This is a genomic window from Paracoccus sp. M683, assembly GCF_007096355.1.
Classification (GTDB): domain Bacteria; phylum Pseudomonadota; class Alphaproteobacteria; order Rhodobacterales; family Rhodobacteraceae; genus Paracoccus.
Genome location: NZ_VKDF01000014.1, coordinates 84,873 through 101,964, shown reverse-complemented (window position 1 = coordinate 101,964; position 17,092 = coordinate 84,873). Strand labels below are relative to the sequence as shown.

Sequence of the window (17,092 nt, the reverse complement as noted above, 5' to 3'; positions counted from 1 at the left end):
GGATATGCGCCTTGACCGTCTGATAAAAAATAGCTGATTACGCACAGCTTCTGTGCGCAGGCGGCCTGTCACGATCCGGGGATGTCGCCTTGAAATTCGGGCCTTGCCTCGGCGGGCGGGTCAGAACAGACCCTCGATCTGGCCGGCCTTGTTCAGCCGGATCGTCTCGGCCGCGGGGCGGCGTGGCAGGCCCGGCATGGTCATGATCTCGCCGCAGATGACCACGACGAAACCGGCCCCCGCCGACAGCCGCACCTCGCGCACCGGCACCGAATGGCCGGTGGGCGCGCCGCGCAGGTTCGGGTCGGTGGAAAAGCTGTATTGGGTCTTGGCCATGCAGACCGGAAGATGGCCATAGCCCTGATCTTCCCAGGCATGCAGCTGGTCGCGAATGCGTTTGTCCGCCAGAACTTCATCGGCGCGATAGATCCGGGTTGCGATGGTGCGGATCTTGTCAAACAGCCCCATCTCGTCCTCGTAGAGCGGCGCGAATTGCGACTGGCCACTATCGGCGATCTGGGCCACGCGGCGGGCCAGATCCAGTGCGCCCTTGCTGCCCTCGGCCCAGTGACGGCTGATGATCGCCTCGGATCCGTGCCGGGCGACATAGTCCTGCACCACGGAGATCTCGGCGGCGGTATCGCCGCTGAAGTGGTTGATCGCGACCACCACCGGCACGCCAAAGCTGTGCAGGTTCTCGATATGGCGGCCCAGATTGGCGCAACCCTTTCGCACCGCATCGGCATTCTCGGCACCCAGATCGGCCTTTGCCACGCCGCCATTCATCTTCATCGCCCGAACCGTGGCGACCAGCACCACACAATCGGGCTTCAACCCGGCCTTGCGGCATTTGATGTTCATGAACTTCTCGGCGCCCAGATCGGCGCCAAAGCCGGCCTCGGTCACGACATAATCGGCGGTTTTCAGCGCCGTCGTCGTCGCGATCACGCTGTTGCAGCCATGGGCGATATTGGCGAAGGGCCCGCCATGGACAAAGGCGGGGTTGTTTTCCAGCGTCTGCACCAGATTGGGTTGCATCGCATCCTTCAGCAGCACGGTCATCGCGCCCGCAGCCTTCAGGTCGCGGCAAAAGACAGGGCTGTGATCGCGCCGATAGGCCACGATCATGTCGCCCAGGCGGCGTTCCAGATCGGCAAGGTCGGTCGACAGGCACAGGATCGCCATCACCTCGGACGCGACGGTAATATCAAAGCCGGTCTCGCGCGGGAAACCATTGGAAACCCCGCCAAGCGAGGCTGTCACCTGACGCAGCGCCCGGTCGTTCATGTCGACCACGCGCCGCCAGACCACGCGGCGGGTGTCGATTTCCAGCTCGTTTCCCCAATAGATGTGGTTGTCGACCATCGCGGCCAGCAGCGAATGGGCGCTGGTGATGGCGTGGAAATCGCCGGTGAAATGCAGGTTCATGTCCTCCATCGGCACGATCTGGGCATAGCCGCCGCCGGCCGCGCCCCCCTTCATGCCGAAATTCGGACCCAGAGATGCCTCGCGGATGCAGATTGCCGCACGCTTGCCGATGGCATTCAGCCCGTCGCCAAGGCCCACTGTGGTGGTGGTCTTGCCCTCGCCCGCCGGGGTCGGGTTGACCGCCGTGACCAGAATCAGTCTGCCATCGGGACGGCCGCGCAAACTGTCGATGAAGCGCTGGCTGACCTTGGCCTTGTCATGGCCATAAGGCAGCAGGTCGTCGGGCCCGATGCCCAGCTTGGCACCGATCCGGGTGATGGGCAGCTTTGCCGCCTCGCGCGCGATCTCGATATCCGGTTTGAACGCCATCGCCATCCCCCTTCAGCGGCCTGATTGCCGCCAGATTAGGCCGGAGCGCCCGCCAGCGGCAAGGATTGGCCGCGCCCGACCGGTCACAAGTCAAAACAGAATCTGCAAGAAATTCGGGAATGCGGACGCGCCTGGCCCGTTGACGCAACAGATTTCACGCTGACTTAACGTCTCGTTCACGTGGCTGTTGCATGATCGAGGCATAGACGCATCAAACGGGAAAACGGGTGGCGGCCATGGCTGTGCTGCATCACAATTCGGATCTGCCGGTCCCCCCCGGCGCGCTGCAACAGGCGGCGGCACTGGCCAGCGATGCCCCGATCATCGTCATGGTGCATGGCTATCGCTTTTCGCCCCATCATCCGCGTCATGACCCGCATCGCCATATCCTGTCACTGGACCCCGCCTTTCCGGCCACGCAGGCCCTGTCCTGGCCGCGCGCCCTGGGCTTTCGTGGTGCCGATGAAACCGGACCCGAGGGGTTGGCAATCGGCTTTGGCTGGGAAGCGCGGGGCAGCCTGCGGGCGGCCTATCGCCGCGCCGGGCAGACGGGGGATGCGCTGGCCCGGATGGTCGACGCGTTGTCGCAGGCGGGCGGGCGGCCGGTCGCGTTGATCGGGCATTCGCTTGGCGCGCGGGTGATGCTGTCGGCGCTGCGCCATTCAACCGCCGGGGCGATCGGGCGCATGGTGCTGATGGCCGGGGCCGAGTTCCGCTGTGCTGCCGCCGCCGCGCTGGACAGTCCGGCAGGCGAGGCGGCCGAGGTTCTGAACATCACCTCGCGCGAGAATGACCTGTTCGATTTCGGGCTGGAGCTGCTGGTGTCAGCTGCGCGTCGGCAGGCGCTTGGCTTTGGGCTGGAAAACCCGCGTCCCAACTGGATCGACATCCAGATCGACGATGCAGATACGCTGGCCATGCTGGCCGGTCTTGGGTTTCCGATGGATCGCCGCGCACGCCGCCTGTCACATTGGACGCCCTATCTGCGGGGCGGGGTCTTCGATTTCTATCGCACCGCGCTGCGCCAGCCCTGGGCCTTGCCGCTGAACCTGTTGCGCCGGCAATTGCCCGCGCAGGTCGAACCGCGCTGGTCGCGCCTGCTGGCCCCGCCGGAACGGTTCGGCGGCAGAACCGCCTGAAGCTGTTCAACTGCCCGACGCGGGATCGTCCTGCTGCCCGGTTCTGCCCGCGCCCGACAATCGTGCCGCGATCAGCCGCCCGCCCCGCCAGATCAGCCGGTTCACCTCTAGCCAGGCGCGATAGGGCAGCACCGTCAGATAGCGCCAGCGCGGCAACTTGTAGATCGACAGACCGGCCTGAATCTGGGTCTCGTGTTCGGATCGCTGGCTGGCCACCAGGGGCGCCACGAAGGCCGCGCGCAGACCGGCCATGTATTCCAGATCAAAGGCGATGTCCCAGGCCAGACGCATCGGCAGCAGCTTGGTGGTGAACCACCCCGCCGCGCGCCGGTCGATGACATAGGCCCCTGCCCCCTTTTCGCGTGTCAGGGCAATGGCAAGGCTGCGCCCGTTGCCCAGGTCGCAGACCGGGTATTTCGCCCCGTTGTTGACGGTGCTCAGCCGCAGGATATTCCAGAACCCCCGCTGCATCGCCGCACGATCCAGCGTGTCCAGCAGATCGGCATCGAACGAGGCGTCATCTTCCAGGATCAGCGCCAGATCGGCCTGGCTGTCCAGAAAGGCCCGCGCCGCATTCACATGGCTAAGGTAACAGCCGATTTCGGGCGGGGTGCGACGGCGGCCATGCAACAGGCGATAGGACCATTCGCTGAATTCGGGGATAGGGAATTGCAGGGCCCGCCCATTCACCCCCGGCAACCGCTGAAAGGGCAGGCCCAAGGCATCCAGACGGGCCTGCATCTCGGCCAGCCGGTCGGTGGCCCCGTCCATGTTGATCAGATAGACCGCCAGCCGCGCGCCGCTGCGCGGCAGCACGGTCAGCGCCACGGGAACGGCAGTCTCAGTCGCGTTTTTCAATGCCGTATTCCTTGAACAACCCGGCATTGCCCAGCAGGAACACGAACAGCAGCAGCGGCAGGCCGAAGGTCTTGAAATAGACCCAGTTGGTTTCCGACATCAGCCGCCAGACAGCCTCGTTCGCGATGGCCAGGGCCAGAAACATCAGCGCCATCCGCAGGGTCAGCTTGCGCCAGCCCTCGGGCCGCATGGGCAGGGCCTCGGACAGCACGGCCTCCAGCCAGTTCTTGCCGGCCAGCCAGGCATAGCCCAGCACTGCGGCAAACAGCAGGTAGATGATCGTCGGTTTCATCTTGAAAAAGCGCGGATCGTTCAGCCAGACCGACAGCCCGCCAAAGACGACGACCAGAACCAGCGTCGCGACCTGCATGGGCGACAGCTTGCCCGTCAACCGCCACAGCCCCAGCGTTGACAGGGCCAGCACAGGAACAAAGATCAGCGTCGCAACGATAAAGCCGGAATATTCCTGCCCCAGCAGCGTGACAGTGCGGTCACGCAACAGCATGAAGCTGACGAAGAAGATCAGCAGCGGCCCGTATTCCAGCACGGCCTTCATCTTGCCCGTTCGGTTCTCGCTCATCCTGATCCTGCCCCTTATCCGGCATATTCCACAATCACCGCCCCGGCCGCGATCATCGCCATCAGCGCGACCCGACGAGGCCCCACCTTTTCGCCCAGGATGACCCAGCCGACAAGGGCCGCGAAAACTGTCGAGGTTTCACGCAGCACCGCCGCGCGCCCGACCTCGTCGATGCGTGTGGCCAGCATGATCGCCCCGAAACTTGCAAAAGCGACAATGGCACCGATCACCCCGCGCAGCGCCAGGCCGGGCAGCTCGGAATTGGGTAAGCTGGCGATGCGGCGCCAGGTAATCAAGGGGATGAACAGCGAATCCAGCAGGAAGAACCAGAACAGAAAGGTGAACGGATCGGCCGCAAGACGGATGCCCCAGGCATCATAGGTGGTATAGGCGGCGACCATGATTCCGGTAAAAACCGCCCAACCCAGCGCCGGCAGCAGCGTCTCGCGCCCTTCGGTCAGCTTGCGCCAGTTATAGATTGCCAGGCCCAGGATGCCGGCGACCAGCAGCAGGACACCCGACCATTGCACGCCGTTATAGCGTTCGTGGAAAATCACGCTGGCGGCGATGATGGTGATCAGCGGCGCGGTGCCGCGCACCACCGGATAGACGACGGTATAGGCCCCGCGCTGATAGGTAGATGCCTGCGCCAGCTTATAGATGACGTGGATCGCCCATGAACCGGCCAGCACCGGCCACAGGCCCGGCTCGGGAAAGGGCACGACGAACAGCACCACCGGCAGCGCGATCAGGCCATAGCTGGCGTCGATCGCCGCGCGGCTGACCCAGGGATCGTGGCGGCCCTTTTGCAGGGCGCCAAACACCGCATGCAGAAACGCGGCCCCGATCGCCAGAATCGAGGCGACACGCGCACCCTCGGGCGTGCCGGCGATGGCAAGAATCCAGTCGGTCATGCGCGACAGATCGCAATCTTTTGCAGAATCTGCAAGCAGCGTCCGGCGGGGCAATCCGCATCAATGACAGGGCCGCAGGGGCGCTAGTCCAGTTGCAGGGCGGTCAGGATCGGGCCGGGCATCTGCGCCTTGGCGCCGGACATGCGCTGGATCAGGATCGCATGGCGGGTGTCAGCCGGGAAATCCTGTCCGCTTGCGACATCCGCGCCGATGGTCAGCCGCAGCGGCGCGCGCCCGTCCCATTCGGCCAGCCTGGCAATATCCAGCACCACGTTGCGATAGGTCATCACGCGACCGCTGTTCTCGCCGGCTGTCACCTCGACCCGCCGGGAAGGGGCAAAGCGGACCAGCAACACCGCAATCACGCCGCCCAGATCGGATAGCGGCGTCAGCTCGATCACCTTGCGGTCGCCCTCGTCCCTTTCGGTCATGTTGACCATGGCAGGCGATGCGCGATGCGCGTCGATCATCCCCATCAGATCGGCCGGACGCATCGACGGCGCGGTATCCTGCCCGCCCACGATCATCTGCGGCGTATAGACCGCCCTTTCACCGACGCTGCGGGCATAGTCCTTCTGGCGGCGGGTAAATTCCGGGCGGGCGAAATTATCCTTCCACCCCAGATAGTCCCAGTAATCCACATGAAAGGACAGCGGCAGCACATCCGGGTCATCTGCCAGTTCGGCCAGCATCGCATCGGCCGGCGGGCAGGAATTGCACCCCTGCGAGGTGAACAGCTCGACCACCACGGGGGCGCCGGGCAGATCCGCCAGACCCAGCAGGGGCGCGGCGTTTTCACTGTCGGCGAAGCTGTTGAAGCCGCTGGCCTCGGGCGCCTCGATGACCGGCGCATCGGCATAGGGGTCCGTCAGGGGGCCGCGACTGTCGGCCGCAGCCGAGCCGCCGAACCCGCCGAACCCGCCGCCTTCCGGGCTTTCGGCGGGGCCGGACTGTTGCGCCACGGCGGAACCGGCTGGCAAGGCAAGGCTCAGCATGGTGGCGGCAACGAAGCCAACCGTCACCTGGCGCAGGCGGCAGGGCGATATTCGCATAAGCAGGATCAAGGTGCGGTCTGACCGAATGGGGAATCTGGCATGTCTGATGCCTACCTGCATAGGCCCGCCGCAGGCAAAAGGCCAAATCACCCCTGTGTTAACTGATCGCGAGACAATGCATAGTGCCTCTTGCGCAACAATCCTGACGTCAGTATACCGTCGCATACCAACGACGGTCATGGCCTTGCGCCTCGCCTTCGCTTGAGGCACAGCTAGACCAATCCACCGCCGTACCCATCCATTCGCAGACAGGGAGGCCCCGATGCCCATCCTCACCGGAACCGATACCGCCAAGACCCGCCGCACGCTGAAATCCGGCACGCAAGAGGTTGCCTATTACTCGATCCCTGCCGCCACCGAGGCCGGTCTGGGCGATTTCTCGAAACTGCCCGCCGCGCTGAAGGTGGTGCTGGAAAACATGCTGCGTTTCGAGGATGGCGGCCGCACGGTCAGCACCGACGACATCAAGGCATTCGCCGAATGGGCCGAGAAGAACGGCCAGAACCCGCGCGAGATCGCCTATCGCCCGGCCCGCGTGCTGATGCAGGACTTCACCGGCGTGCCCGCCGTGGTCGATCTGGCGGCGATGCGCGACGGCATCAAGGCGCTTGGCGGCGATGCGCAGAAGATCAACCCGCTGAACCCGGTCGATCTGGTCATTGACCACTCGGTCATGGTCGATGAATTCGGCACCCCGCGCGCCTTCCAGTTCAACGTGGAACGCGAATACGAACGCAATATCGAACGCTATACCTTCCTGAAATGGGGTCAGTCGGCGTTCAACAACTTCCGCGTGGTGCCGCCCGGCACCGGCATCTGCCACCAGGTGAATCTGGAATATCTGTCGCAGACCGTCTGGACCGATACCGACCAGAACGGCGCGACCGTCGCCTATCCCGACACGCTGGTCGGCACCGACAGCCACACCACCATGGTCAACGGCCTTGCCGTTTTGGGCTGGGGCGTTGGCGGGATCGAGGCCGAGGCCGCGATGCTGGGCCAGCCGATTTCCATGCTGATCCCGGAAGTCGTGGGCTTCAAGATCACCGGCGCGCTGCGCGAAGGCGTGACCGCCACCGATCTGGTGCTGAAGGTCGTGCAGATGCTGCGCAAGCATGGCGTGGTGAACAAGTTCGTCGAATTCTATGGCGACGGGCTGGATCACATGCCGCTGGCAGACCGCGCGACCATCGCCAACATGGCCCCCGAATACGGTGCCACCTGCGGCTTCTTCCCGGTCGATGACGAAACCCTGCGCTATCTGCGCCAGACCGGCCGCGACGAGGATCGCATTGCGCTGGTCGAAGCCTATGCCAAGGCCAACGGTTTCTGGCGCGGCAAGGATTACGCGCCGATCTATACCTCGACGCTGGAACTGGACCAGGGCGATGTTGTCCCGGCGATTTCCGGCCCCTCGCGTCCGCAGGACCACGTTGCCCTGTCCGACGCGGCATTCGAGTTCAACAAATATATCTGCGGCACGCGCAAGCTGGCCGAACCGACCCGCGAAGAGGCCCGCACCTGGGGCGCCGAGGGCGGCGCACCCGCGCCCGACCATCTGCCGGGTCATCAGGATGGCTTCCACGAAGCCGCGGTCGAAGGGCAGGAATACAAGCTGCATGACGGCTCGGTCGTGATTGCGGCGATCACATCCTGCACCAACACCTCGAACCCCTATGTGCTGATGGCTGCCGGTCTGGTGGCACGCAAGGCGCGTGCGCTTGGCCTGAACCGCAAGCCCTGGGTCAAGACCTCGCTGGCGCCCGGTTCGCAGGTGGTCGAGGCCTATCTGAAAGCCGCCGGTCTGCAAGAGGATCTGGATGCGCTTGGCTTCGATCTGGTCGGCTTTGGCTGCACCACCTGCATCGGCAACTCGGGTCCGCTGGACCCCGAGATTTCGAAAGCGGTCAATGACAACGACCTGATCGCCACGGCGGTCCTGTCGGGCAACCGCAACTTTGAAGGCCGCATTTCGCCTGACGTGCGCGCGAACTATCTGGCCTCGCCCCCGCTGGTCGTGGCCTATGCGATTGCCGGCGACATGAATATCGACCTGACGACCGAGCCGCTTGGCTGGTCCAAGGATGGCAAGCCGGTTTTCCTGAAAGACATCTGGCCGACCTCGAAAGAGGTTGCGGACATGGTCGAAAGCGTCGTGACCCGCGAGATGTTCCAGGAAAAATACGCCGACGTGTTCAAGGGCGACAAGCGCTGGCAAGAAGTCGAGACCACCGATTCCGAGGTCTATGACTGGCCCTCGACCTCGACCTATATCCAGAACCCGCCCTATTTCCGCGGCATGTCGAAAGAACCCGGCACCATCAGCAATATCTCGGGCGCGCGCGTCCTTGCGCTGCTGGGCGACATGATCACCACCGACCACATCAGCCCCGCCGGTTCCTTCAAGGAAGGCACCCCGGCCGGGAAATACCTGACCGAACGTCAGGTTCCCCCGCGTGAGTTCAACAGCTATGGCAGCCGTCGCGGCAATCACGAGGTGATGATGCGCGGCACCTTCGCCAATATCCGCATCAAGAACGAGATGCTGGATGGCGTCGAGGGCGGCTATACCAAAGGCCCCGATGGCCAGCAGACCGCGATCTATGATGCGGCCATGGCCTATGAAAATCAGGGCACGCCGCTGGTTATCGTGGGCGGCAAGGAATATGGCGCCGGTTCGTCGCGTGACTGGGCGGCCAAGGGCACCAATCTTCTGGGCGTCAAGGGCGTGATCGCTGAATCCTTCGAACGTATCCACCGCTCGAACCTGGTCGGCATGGGCGTCGTGCCCTTCGAGTTCACCGAAGGTCAAAGCCGGAAAAGCCTGAACCTGAAGGGTGACGAGGTCATCTCGATCAGCGGGCTGGAAGGTGACTTCAAGCCGCTGTCGCTGGTGCCCGCGACCATCACCTATGCCGATGGCACGGTGAAGGAAATCACGCTGAAGGCCCGCGTCGATACGGAAGTCGAGATCGACTATCTGAAGAACGGCGGCGTGCTGCAATATGTGCTGCGGAATCTGGCTGCCGCATAAGGCTGCGGTCAGCGCGAAAGAACAGCCCCCGGTTCGGGCTGACGCATTCCGAATTTTGGGACATGACCTTCGCGCCTGCCGAGATTTTTCTCGGCAGGCGTTTGTTTTTTATTAATATTTTTTGGCGAGCTGTCAGAGGGCGCGCGGGAGAATTGTCCCGCCGCAACACATTGTAGAAAAATCGTTTCGGGATTTCGTTTTCGCCAGAAATGGCCAAGCTCCCGATCTGCTCGGGGGCGCTCTTGACACGACGAAAGATCGGAGATCGNTATGTGCTGCGGAATCTGGCTGCCGCATAAGGCTGCGGTCAGCGCGAAAGAACAGCCCCCGGTTCGGGCTGACGCATTCCGAATTTTGGGACATGACCTTCGCGCCTGCCGAGATTTTTCTCGGCAGGCGTTTGTTTTTTATTAATATTTTTTGGCGAGCTTTCAGAGGGCGCGCGGGAGAATTGTCCCGCCGCAACACATTGTAGAAAAATCGTTTCGGGATTTCGTTTTCGCCAGAAATGGCCAAGCTCCCGATCTGCTCGGGGGCGCTCTTGACACGACGAAAGATCGGAGATCGCGTGGTCAAGTGCATTCAGCAACTGTCATTGCAGGCAATCTATCCTGCGGTTCCGTCAAAGATCAACCTCAACACCTGCGGCGATCCTGATTGCGGCAACTATGGGCTGGCACCCGACTTCTCGCTACCGGCATTCAGGGGACTCGGCGCAGGTGCCCGAAAGCAACTCGCGGCGACTGACCGGCCAGGGCTCGCGAGGGGCCGAGGCAGCTACAGGCTCAACGGCAGCGCCAAGAACAGCCGCTTCTCCGACGCATTCGAATATGCCGAAGAACCGGTCAGGTGGTAAGATGGCCGCTCCATGGTCTGTGAGCACCAGCATGGGAACGGACAGTGCGGCGTCTCCTTCAATGTGCTCTCAAATCAGCATCTTCTGGACGAGGAAGATCGGCTGCAAACGGTTAACGGCCTCTTATCGGGTCCAGCTTGCGGCGCCTGTGGCGTGCGATACCGCGAGCACCCGGATGAGTTCGCCTTCAACGGCACCCATGGGACCCTCAAGGCCGGCGGCAATCGGCGCAAAGCCAAGCCTTCGGCATTCCGGATCATCCATCGCCCCTGCAAGGGCAAGCCTGTGGCTCGGATATCCATGTCGCCGGATCATCAGGCACAGCAGGTCCAGCGCGACAATGTCAGGATCCGGCGGGCCCTGGTCAACGGGGCCAGCATCAACGATCTGCGCCGCCTGCTGGCGGATCCCGACACCGGAAAGCAGATCGGCGTCAGCCGGGTCTATAGCCGCATCTTCTGGCTCGAAAAGACCCTGCTGGCCTTTGAGCGCGCCAAGCTGCGCGAATGGAAGGACGGCGTCGAGGCCTCGGGACGCTTTAGTCACATGCGGATCGCCCATGATGATGTCACGATCTCGGTCAACTGGGAGAGCAGGACAGATAGGCGGCTGACGCCATTGCTGTTCTCGGTTTCGGCCGACATTCGCAGTGGCTATGTCTTCCGGATCGACGCGAATTTCGATCCGCGCATCGACGCGGTCGATCTGGTCGAGCGCAGCTATCTGGATGAGGCTGGCCAGCCGATCAATATCCGGAACACCTATATTCAGGCATCCGGCAAGACCTTCAAGGCGCCGTTGCTCGGCTTTCAACGCCCGAAGGGGCGCTTCGATGAAGCCATACTGTTCGCGAGCGCCGAGGGGAGCTGGCGGGTCTTCACCGATCGGCTCGAACGGGCATGCGATGATCAGACTTCACTGGGTCTGGTGCGCCCGCCGGAGGTTCAGAAACGCCTCGACCATGCCACGGCCCGACGGGCGATTCTCGACGACCTCCGCCATCGCTATTTCGGCTTCCAGGAAACCAACCGCGACTATCGCAGCAGCTTCAAGGGCGGTGTGATCAAGCCGACCTATACGAAAGCAGCCCATCTCGCCTGCCTGCGCGACATGCTGCCCGCCGGAAAGATCACACTGGTCGGTGAGCAGGAAGCGGCCATGGTGCGCGTGGTTCCCCATGTCTTTCGTGACATGATCGCGGAGGACCGCTTCGAGTGGTTCGTGATTTCCTTCGACAAGGAGGCTTCGGTTCCGAAGAGCGCGGCGCGGATCGCCGACTTCAAGTCGGGTCTCCATCGGTTCAAGGCCAGCGCGGCACTTCCGCAAGGCGCATCTGCGACAGACTACGATTTGCTCGAGCAGTTCTGCGCCCAAGGCCTCTCGACGGCCGTTCACACCGATCGTCAGGGCAACGTGTCGCCTTTCTGCATCGCAAACTTCCAGTCCAGTCAGTTCCCTCAGATCTGGGTGCGGTCATCGGTGCAGCACTTCGGCGAGACCGACAAGGTCATTGGCCTCCCTGTGCTTCGCAGCCAATACCGCAGCCGTATGAAGGGCATGGCCTTCGACCAGGACATCATGGACCCGGACCTGCGCGCGGCCTTGTCCCGGCGCGTGCTGCGGTCAACGCTGCAACCGGTTTCCGCCTTCATGAACTCACTACGCATGCGAACCAGTCCAACCGAGCGCGCGGGCGGCAAGGGGGCCAGGAACGGTCCCGCGTATATCAACGGCGCGGTCTTCAAGCCGGTGGTCCTGATCGCGCTGCTGAATATCTATCGGCTCTATTACAACTGGTTCGAGGCCCGGCAATATGTCGGCCCCGGCACGAAGGGCGGCAGCAGCATGAAGGTCGACCGGGGTGCCTCATCGATCCGGGTTCCAGGGTCCACTGAGGCCATTCCTTTTCCGAAGCGGCGGACCAAGCCACCGATTCTACGTACACCCGCGATGCGGCTTGGGGCTGATGCGCCGAAACCTGGATCGAAATCACCGCAGGCACCGGATCCGCGCCGCGTGCTCTATCGTCCATGGCTCTTTCATGGCACCCCACTCTGGCGGAAATTCGAGATGAGGTAGCGCGCTAAGCTGGCCGAGGTGAGCGATAACATCGGCGTCGGATCTGGCCCCAAGTTTAACTGGCCAAGTCAGTGATGCTGACTGGGTGGCAAAGGGGCCATAGGATCCGTCGCGGCCATGCCGTTACCCATTGACGGTCCTGCAAGGTCAGGCGCTGACGCCTGCAAGACAGTATTCCGCGATCTCGGCAGAGCGCGCGTGCTCGCACCCTGGCGCGCCTTCAGCATCTGGTGCCAGCGTGCCAATCAGGCCTTCCATGAAGGCACCGACGGTGCAAGTGGCTGCTACTGCGGGATCAAGGGATCGGAACTCACCGACCGCAATACCCTTGCGGATAATCTGCTCGAACACATCTGCGATGGCGCGGCGATAGTACAAGCGCGTTGTCTCGACGGTCGGATCGATGGGCTCGAAGATCAGGCCATAGGCCAGCCGTCGTCCCTGCATGGCGCGGGCGACAAAGGTGCGCACCCCGTCACGGAGCTTGTCTGATGGCGAAGCGTCTGAAGCTTCTATCGCGCAGATGACATCCAGTTCGCGCTGCGAGGTGGAGCTGACAATGGCGGCGCAGAGATCGGCGCGTGACGGGTAATAGCGGTAGATCGTGCCAACTGCGATGCCGGCCGCTGCGGCGACCGCAGTCATCTGCAAGGAGGCAAAACCGCCCTCCATTACCACCGACTGCGCGGCGGCGAGAATCTGGCCCGGCTTGTCGGCCTGCCGTGGCTGGCGCGAAGGTCCGGGCACTTCGGTGCCGCTGTTTGACGAGACGATCGGTTCGGGCATGGAAGCTCGCTGAGTGAATCAGGATTCATTTTATCTTGACGCGAATCGACAGTCACGTCAAATCTTGCCAAAATGAATATGAATTCACATTCACGGAGAGTCCAGTGACCGATACCGCCGAAATCCTGCGCAATCGTTATGCCACGCATGAAGTCCGCAATCAGGCGCGCCCCGCCAGTGACTTCAATGCCTTCACCGGCGATGCGGTCCTGCGTGCGGCCGTCGCGCGCGAGGCTCCTTGGGCGGCCGATCGCTGCGCGGCCCTGGGGGCGGTTGCAGGGAACGAAGAGGTGCAGGAGCTTGCCCGCCTCGCAAATCGTCATCTGCCGGAACTGAAAACCCATGACCGTTTCGGCAATCGCATCGACTGGGTCGATTTTCATCCAAGCTGGCATCAGCTCATGTCGCTGGCATGGCAGCACGAGGTGCCCAACCTCGCCTGGCGCACGAACCAGAAGAACGGCCATTTCGCCCGTGCGGTCCTGTCCTATGTCTGGAACCAGGTCGAACAGGGCACTGGCTGTCCGACCGGCATGGCCTATGCCGCGTATGCCGGGTTCGAGAGCGAGCCAGCACTCGCGATCTGGGCTGAAAAGGCCAAGGGCACCGAATATGAATTCAACCGGCGCGAAGTGGGCGACAAGCCATCGGTCGTGATCGGCTATGCGATGACCGAGAAACAGGGCGGCTCCGACCTGCGCGAGACGCAGACGACCGCGCGCTTTTCGCACTCCGACGACTACCACGGCAAGACCGCGCATTGGTATGAACTGACCGGACATAAGTGGTTCTGTTCGGTACCGCAATCGGACGGGTTCTTCACCCTCGCCAAGGTCGATGGCGGCGTCACCTGCTTTTTCGTGCCGCGCACCCTGCCCGATGGCAGCTTCAACCGGTTCCTGATCCAGCGGTTGAAGGACAAGGCCGGCAACAAGTCGAATGCCTCCAGCGAGATCGAATATGCCGGCACGATGGCGATCCGCGTGGGCGAGGAGGGTCGGGGGTTGCGGGAAATCCTGTCCCATTCGCACCTGACCCGGCTTGACTTCGCCATCGGATCGGCCGGGTTGATGCGGCAATGCTTGACGCTCGCGCTGAACCACACGCGGACGCGCAACGCTTTTGGAACTTCAATTGCGGACCGTCCGATGATGACGAATGTGCTGGCGGATATGGCAGTCGAGGTTGAGGCCGCAACGCTGATGGCGCTTCGCGTGGCACGGGCTACCGACGATCTGGACAGCGATGAACACCAACGCCTGCTGGCCCGCGTTGCCACTCCGGCGGCCAAGTTCTTCAACTGCTCGCGTGCGCCCGCAATCGCCAATGAGGCGCTGCAATGCCATGGCGGCAACGGCTTCATCGAGGAAAACCCAATGGCGCGGCTCTATCGTGAGGCGCCGCTGAACAGCATCTGGGAAGGCACCGCCAACATGATGTGCATGGATGTCCGTCGCGCCATGCAGAAAGATCCGCGCACCATCGAGGCGTTGCTGGACGAGGTGCGCCCCCTGCGCGGTCAGGATGCGCGTTTCGACGCCATGAAGGGTCTGACCGAGCGATTGATCCACGAGGCGCTGGATGACGAGTTTCTGGCACGACCCATGACCGAAGCCATTGCCCGGCTGCTTCAGGCGGCGGAACTGCTGCGCTATAGCCCGAACCAGATCGCAGACGCCTTTCTGGCGACGCGCAGCGCCGGGATATCCGGCGCCTGGGGATCGCATTTCGGCACGATGGCGCTGGCGATCGATCAGAACACGGCGAAGCGGATCATGGATCGTGCGACCGTCGCGGGGTGAAGCGTGACGGCCGGATTGAAGGCAGCAGAATGAAAGGACAAGACATGCTGTCCGAGACTCGAGTCGTCGCCGGCTACCAGACCGGCCAAATTGCGCGGATCACGCAGCTTCACGCGCATTTTTATGCCCGCAACTCTGGATTCGGGCAGCCCTTCGAATCCGTGGTCGCGCGCGGGCTTGCCGAATTCTACGACCGCCTTGGCCATCCCAAGAACCAGATCTGGGTCGCGATGCAGGGCAACCAGATCGTCGGCTCGGTCGCAATCGACGGTGAGGATCTGGGTGAGGGCATCGCGCATCTGCGCTGGTTCATCGTCGACGACCGCATCAGGGGTCGCGGCATCGGTCGCAAGCTGTTGACCTCCGCCCTGGAGTTTGTCGACGCTCAGGGCTTCACCGAGTCCCATCTCTGGACCTTCAGCGGCCTCAATGCCGCACGACACCTCTATGAGAGCTGTGGCTTCGACCTGGCCGAAGAACGCCCAGGGGCACAATGGGGCAAGGAGGTTCAGGAGCAGAGGTTCGTCAGGCGGTAAGTCGAGAGCCGGTGCACCCCATCTCGCGCTCCCATCCTTCATGAACGCCACCCCGGACGAAGGCGTCCGGGGTGGCAAAGCGACCGATGGCAAAAGCTATTCGCCGGCGGTGGTCTCAATCGCACTCGCCGCGGAGGCTTTGGGCGCCTCCGGCACCTCGCAGCCTGTCGCGCAACACCGGCCAGGCTGTTTGGAGGCGCGCTGACCTTCGTTCAGGATGCCGCGCTCGAGAAGGCTTGACACCAGTTCCGCCTTTTCCATGACGGGATAGTTGCGCCAGATCTCGCGCTTCATCGCTTCGGGCGAGCCACCGCCATGCAGCGAGATGACCGAGTACCAGCCAGCCTCGTGCGAGACCGTCAGATCCTCGATGAAGCGCGCCACTTCGGCACGCTGCTCCGTGGGGATATCGGCCCGGCCGCCCATCACGGCTGCGATCGAGGCCTTGGTCTCGGGGTTATGGTCTTCATCAGGGCCGGGCAGCGAGACGATCAGGCCGCCGGAAACATAGTGGGCCACACGGTGCATGTCGTAGATCTTGGTGGCCAGCAGCAGTTTTCCGATATTCGAGAAGACGGCATCGGGCATCACCGATCCAGCCGGGTCCTTGGTGCAATAGACCGATGAGGCGACACCGCAGGCGTAGAAGCTTTCGGTGATGGTAATGAGTTCGACCATCGCCTCGCGGATATGCGAGTGCCTGTCGGCATCAAGACCATTCGCCTCGATCATCAGCGCGCCGGCGCCGATCAGCAGATCGCCAAAGCCGGCGCGGGCGCCGATGCAGGAATGGCGATGATGGGTGGCATAGGATGTTGTCAGATAGCCGCCTTCCTCAGTCTCGCCCGCCAGGAACACCCGGTCATGGGGCACAAACACATCATCGAACACCACCATGGCCACCGCCTGACCATATTTGCCCGAAAACTTTGCCGATGCCTGTCCGGGTTGGCCAGCTGGCCGCGAGATAATGGTCACGCCGGGGGCGTCGCAAGGAACAGCGCAGCAGACTGCAAAGGCGCTGTCTTCCGGGGCATGGGTGCGGCAGGGCATGACCAGAAACTCGTGCATATAGGGTGCGCCGGTGACGATCGCCTTGGTGCCACGGATGACGATGCCGTCCTTCCGCCGTTCCTTGATGTGCACATAAACATCGGGGTTCACTTGCTGACCCGGGCGCTTGGACCGATCACCCTTGGCATCCGTCATCGCGACGCCAAGCGTCAGATCGCGGTCCTGAATATCGTGAAGATAGTTCAGGAAGCGCTGACCGTAATCCGTGCCATGACGGTCGTCGGTCAGCTTCGTCGCCTGGTAGATGCCGTTCAGCGCATCATGGGTCAGGTAGCGCTGTGCGCAGCCGGATGCCCGGCACACCAGTCGTACCGCCTCGAGCTTGTAGAGAAGATCCTGAGATGTCTCGTTGATATGCAGCATCCGGTTGACGACTTTCCCGGACGTTCCTTGCCGCGCTGTCATGATCGGCAGATGCCTTTCCTGCCGCGCGAAATCATAGGTGACACCGACGGCAGCAATGCCCGGTGCCAGCAGGGGGTGGTCAGCGACACTCTCAACAGCATTTCCATTCACGAAGACGCGCGGTTTGTAGACTCGCAACGACTCCCGGTATTCCTCGGCCGACATCAACATGATGAT

13 protein-coding genes are annotated in these 17,092 nt (G+C 62.8%); 5 read left to right on the top strand and 8 right to left on the bottom strand.

Annotated features, from left to right (window positions below; translation table 11 throughout):
- Positions 1-120 precede the first annotated feature (120 nt).
- A complete protein-coding gene (locus FNJ84_RS18590; RefSeq protein ID WP_143794767.1) occupies positions 121-1,797 on the bottom strand; it encodes a formate--tetrahydrofolate ligase in 1,677 nt (558 codons plus the stop codon).
- A gap of 236 nt (positions 1,798-2,033) precedes the next feature.
- On the opposite strand from FNJ84_RS18590, the gene FNJ84_RS18585 reads away from it, so the two are divergent.
- A complete protein-coding gene (locus tag FNJ84_RS18585; protein ID WP_143794766.1) occupies positions 2,034-2,936 on the top strand; it encodes a DUF726 domain-containing protein in 903 nt (300 codons plus the stop codon).
- A gap of 6 nt (positions 2,937-2,942) precedes the next feature.
- Here the strand turns inward: FNJ84_RS18585 and FNJ84_RS18580 are convergent, their stop codons facing one another.
- The 4 genes from FNJ84_RS18580 to FNJ84_RS18565 form a co-directional block, all read right to left on the bottom strand.
- Positions 2,943-3,794 carry a glycosyltransferase family 25 protein gene (locus tag FNJ84_RS18580; RefSeq protein ID WP_221932009.1) on the bottom strand — a complete coding sequence of 284 codons (852 nt, stop codon included), beginning with the start codon at positions 3,792-3,794 and terminating at the stop codon, positions 2,943-2,945.
- Positions 3,778-4,374, bottom strand: coding sequence for an inner membrane-spanning protein YciB (locus tag FNJ84_RS18575; RefSeq protein ID WP_143794765.1), 597 nt, complete (start codon positions 4,372-4,374; stop codon positions 3,778-3,780). The genes FNJ84_RS18580 and FNJ84_RS18575 overlap by 17 nt, the downstream gene beginning before the upstream one ends.
- 14 nt (positions 4,375-4,388) lie before the next feature.
- Positions 4,389-5,288 carry a DMT family transporter gene (locus tag FNJ84_RS18570; protein WP_143794764.1) on the bottom strand — a complete coding sequence of 300 codons (900 nt, stop codon included), beginning with the start codon at positions 5,286-5,288 and terminating at the stop codon, positions 4,389-4,391.
- Positions 5,289-5,371: 83 nt separating this feature from the next.
- Positions 5,372-6,310, bottom strand: coding sequence for a thioredoxin family protein (locus FNJ84_RS18565; protein WP_255471295.1), 939 nt, complete (start codon positions 6,308-6,310; stop codon positions 5,372-5,374).
- A gap of 295 nt (positions 6,311-6,605) precedes the next feature.
- On the opposite strand from FNJ84_RS18565, the gene acnA reads away from it, so the two are divergent.
- On the top strand, positions 6,606-9,377 hold the full coding sequence (acnA, locus tag FNJ84_RS18560) for an aconitate hydratase AcnA (RefSeq protein WP_143794763.1): 2,772 nt from the start codon (positions 6,606-6,608) through the stop codon (positions 9,375-9,377).
- 307 nt (positions 9,378-9,684) lie between these two features.
- Here acnA and FNJ84_RS22240 read toward each other — a convergent pair whose 3' ends face one another.
- Positions 9,685-9,966, bottom strand: coding sequence for a hypothetical protein (locus tag FNJ84_RS22240; RefSeq protein ID WP_221932010.1), 282 nt, complete (start codon positions 9,964-9,966; stop codon positions 9,685-9,687).
- 279 nt (positions 9,967-10,245) lie between these two features.
- On the opposite strand from FNJ84_RS22240, the gene FNJ84_RS18555 reads away from it, so the two are divergent.
- Positions 10,246-12,312 carry a hypothetical protein gene (locus FNJ84_RS18555; RefSeq protein ID WP_255471294.1) on the top strand — a complete coding sequence of 689 codons (2,067 nt, stop codon included), beginning with the start codon at positions 10,246-10,248 and terminating at the stop codon, positions 12,310-12,312.
- 147 nt (positions 12,313-12,459) lie between these two features.
- Here FNJ84_RS18555 and FNJ84_RS18550 read toward each other — a convergent pair whose 3' ends face one another.
- Positions 12,460-13,098, bottom strand: coding sequence for a TetR/AcrR family transcriptional regulator (locus tag FNJ84_RS18550; RefSeq protein ID WP_143794762.1), 639 nt, complete (start codon positions 13,096-13,098; stop codon positions 12,460-12,462).
- A gap of 104 nt (positions 13,099-13,202) precedes the next feature.
- Between FNJ84_RS18550 and FNJ84_RS18545 the strand changes: the two genes are divergently transcribed.
- Both FNJ84_RS18545 and FNJ84_RS18540 read left to right on the top strand, forming a co-directional pair.
- Positions 13,203-14,900: an acyl-CoA dehydrogenase family protein gene (locus FNJ84_RS18545; protein ID WP_143794761.1), complete on the top strand. Its 1,698-nt coding sequence runs from the start codon at positions 13,203-13,205 to the stop codon at positions 14,898-14,900.
- 44 nt (positions 14,901-14,944) lie between these two features.
- Complete coding sequence (locus FNJ84_RS18540; RefSeq protein WP_255471293.1) at positions 14,945-15,436, top strand: GNAT family N-acetyltransferase; 492 nt, start codon at positions 14,945-14,947, stop codon at positions 15,434-15,436.
- Between the two features lie 96 nt (positions 15,437-15,532).
- Here FNJ84_RS18540 and FNJ84_RS18535 read toward each other — a convergent pair whose 3' ends face one another.
- Complete coding sequence (locus tag FNJ84_RS18535; RefSeq protein ID WP_143794759.1) at positions 15,533-17,086, bottom strand: 4-hydroxyphenylacetate 3-hydroxylase family protein; 1,554 nt, start codon at positions 17,084-17,086, stop codon at positions 15,533-15,535.
- Between the last annotated feature and the right edge of the window lie 6 nt (positions 17,087-17,092).

Coding starts and splice junctions, on each gene's coding strand:
- FNJ84_RS18590 (WP_143794767.1), bottom strand. CDS start 1,797: ATGGCGTTCAAACCGGATATCGAGATCGCGCGCGAGGCGGCAAAGCTG.
- FNJ84_RS18585 (WP_143794766.1), top strand. CDS start 2,034: ATGGCTGTGCTGCATCACAATTCGGATCTGCCGGTCCCCCCCGGCGCG.
- FNJ84_RS18575 (WP_143794765.1), bottom strand. CDS start 4,374: ATGAGCGAGAACCGAACGGGCAAGATGAAGGCCGTGCTGGAATACGGG.
- FNJ84_RS18570 (WP_143794764.1), bottom strand. CDS start 5,288: ATGACCGACTGGATTCTTGCCATCGCCGGCACGCCCGAGGGTGCGCGT.
- acnA (WP_143794763.1), top strand. CDS start 6,606: ATGCCCATCCTCACCGGAACCGATACCGCCAAGACCCGCCGCACGCTG.
- FNJ84_RS18555 (WP_255471294.1), top strand. CDS start 10,246: ATGGTCTGTGAGCACCAGCATGGGAACGGACAGTGCGGCGTCTCCTTC.
- FNJ84_RS18550 (WP_143794762.1), bottom strand. CDS start 13,098: ATGCCCGAACCGATCGTCTCGTCAAACAGCGGCACCGAAGTGCCCGGA.
- FNJ84_RS18540 (WP_255471293.1), top strand. CDS start 14,945: ATGCTGTCCGAGACTCGAGTCGTCGCCGGCTACCAGACCGGCCAAATT.
- FNJ84_RS18535 (WP_143794759.1), bottom strand. CDS start 17,086: ATGTTGATGTCGGCCGAGGAATACCGGGAGTCGTTGCGAGTCTACAAA.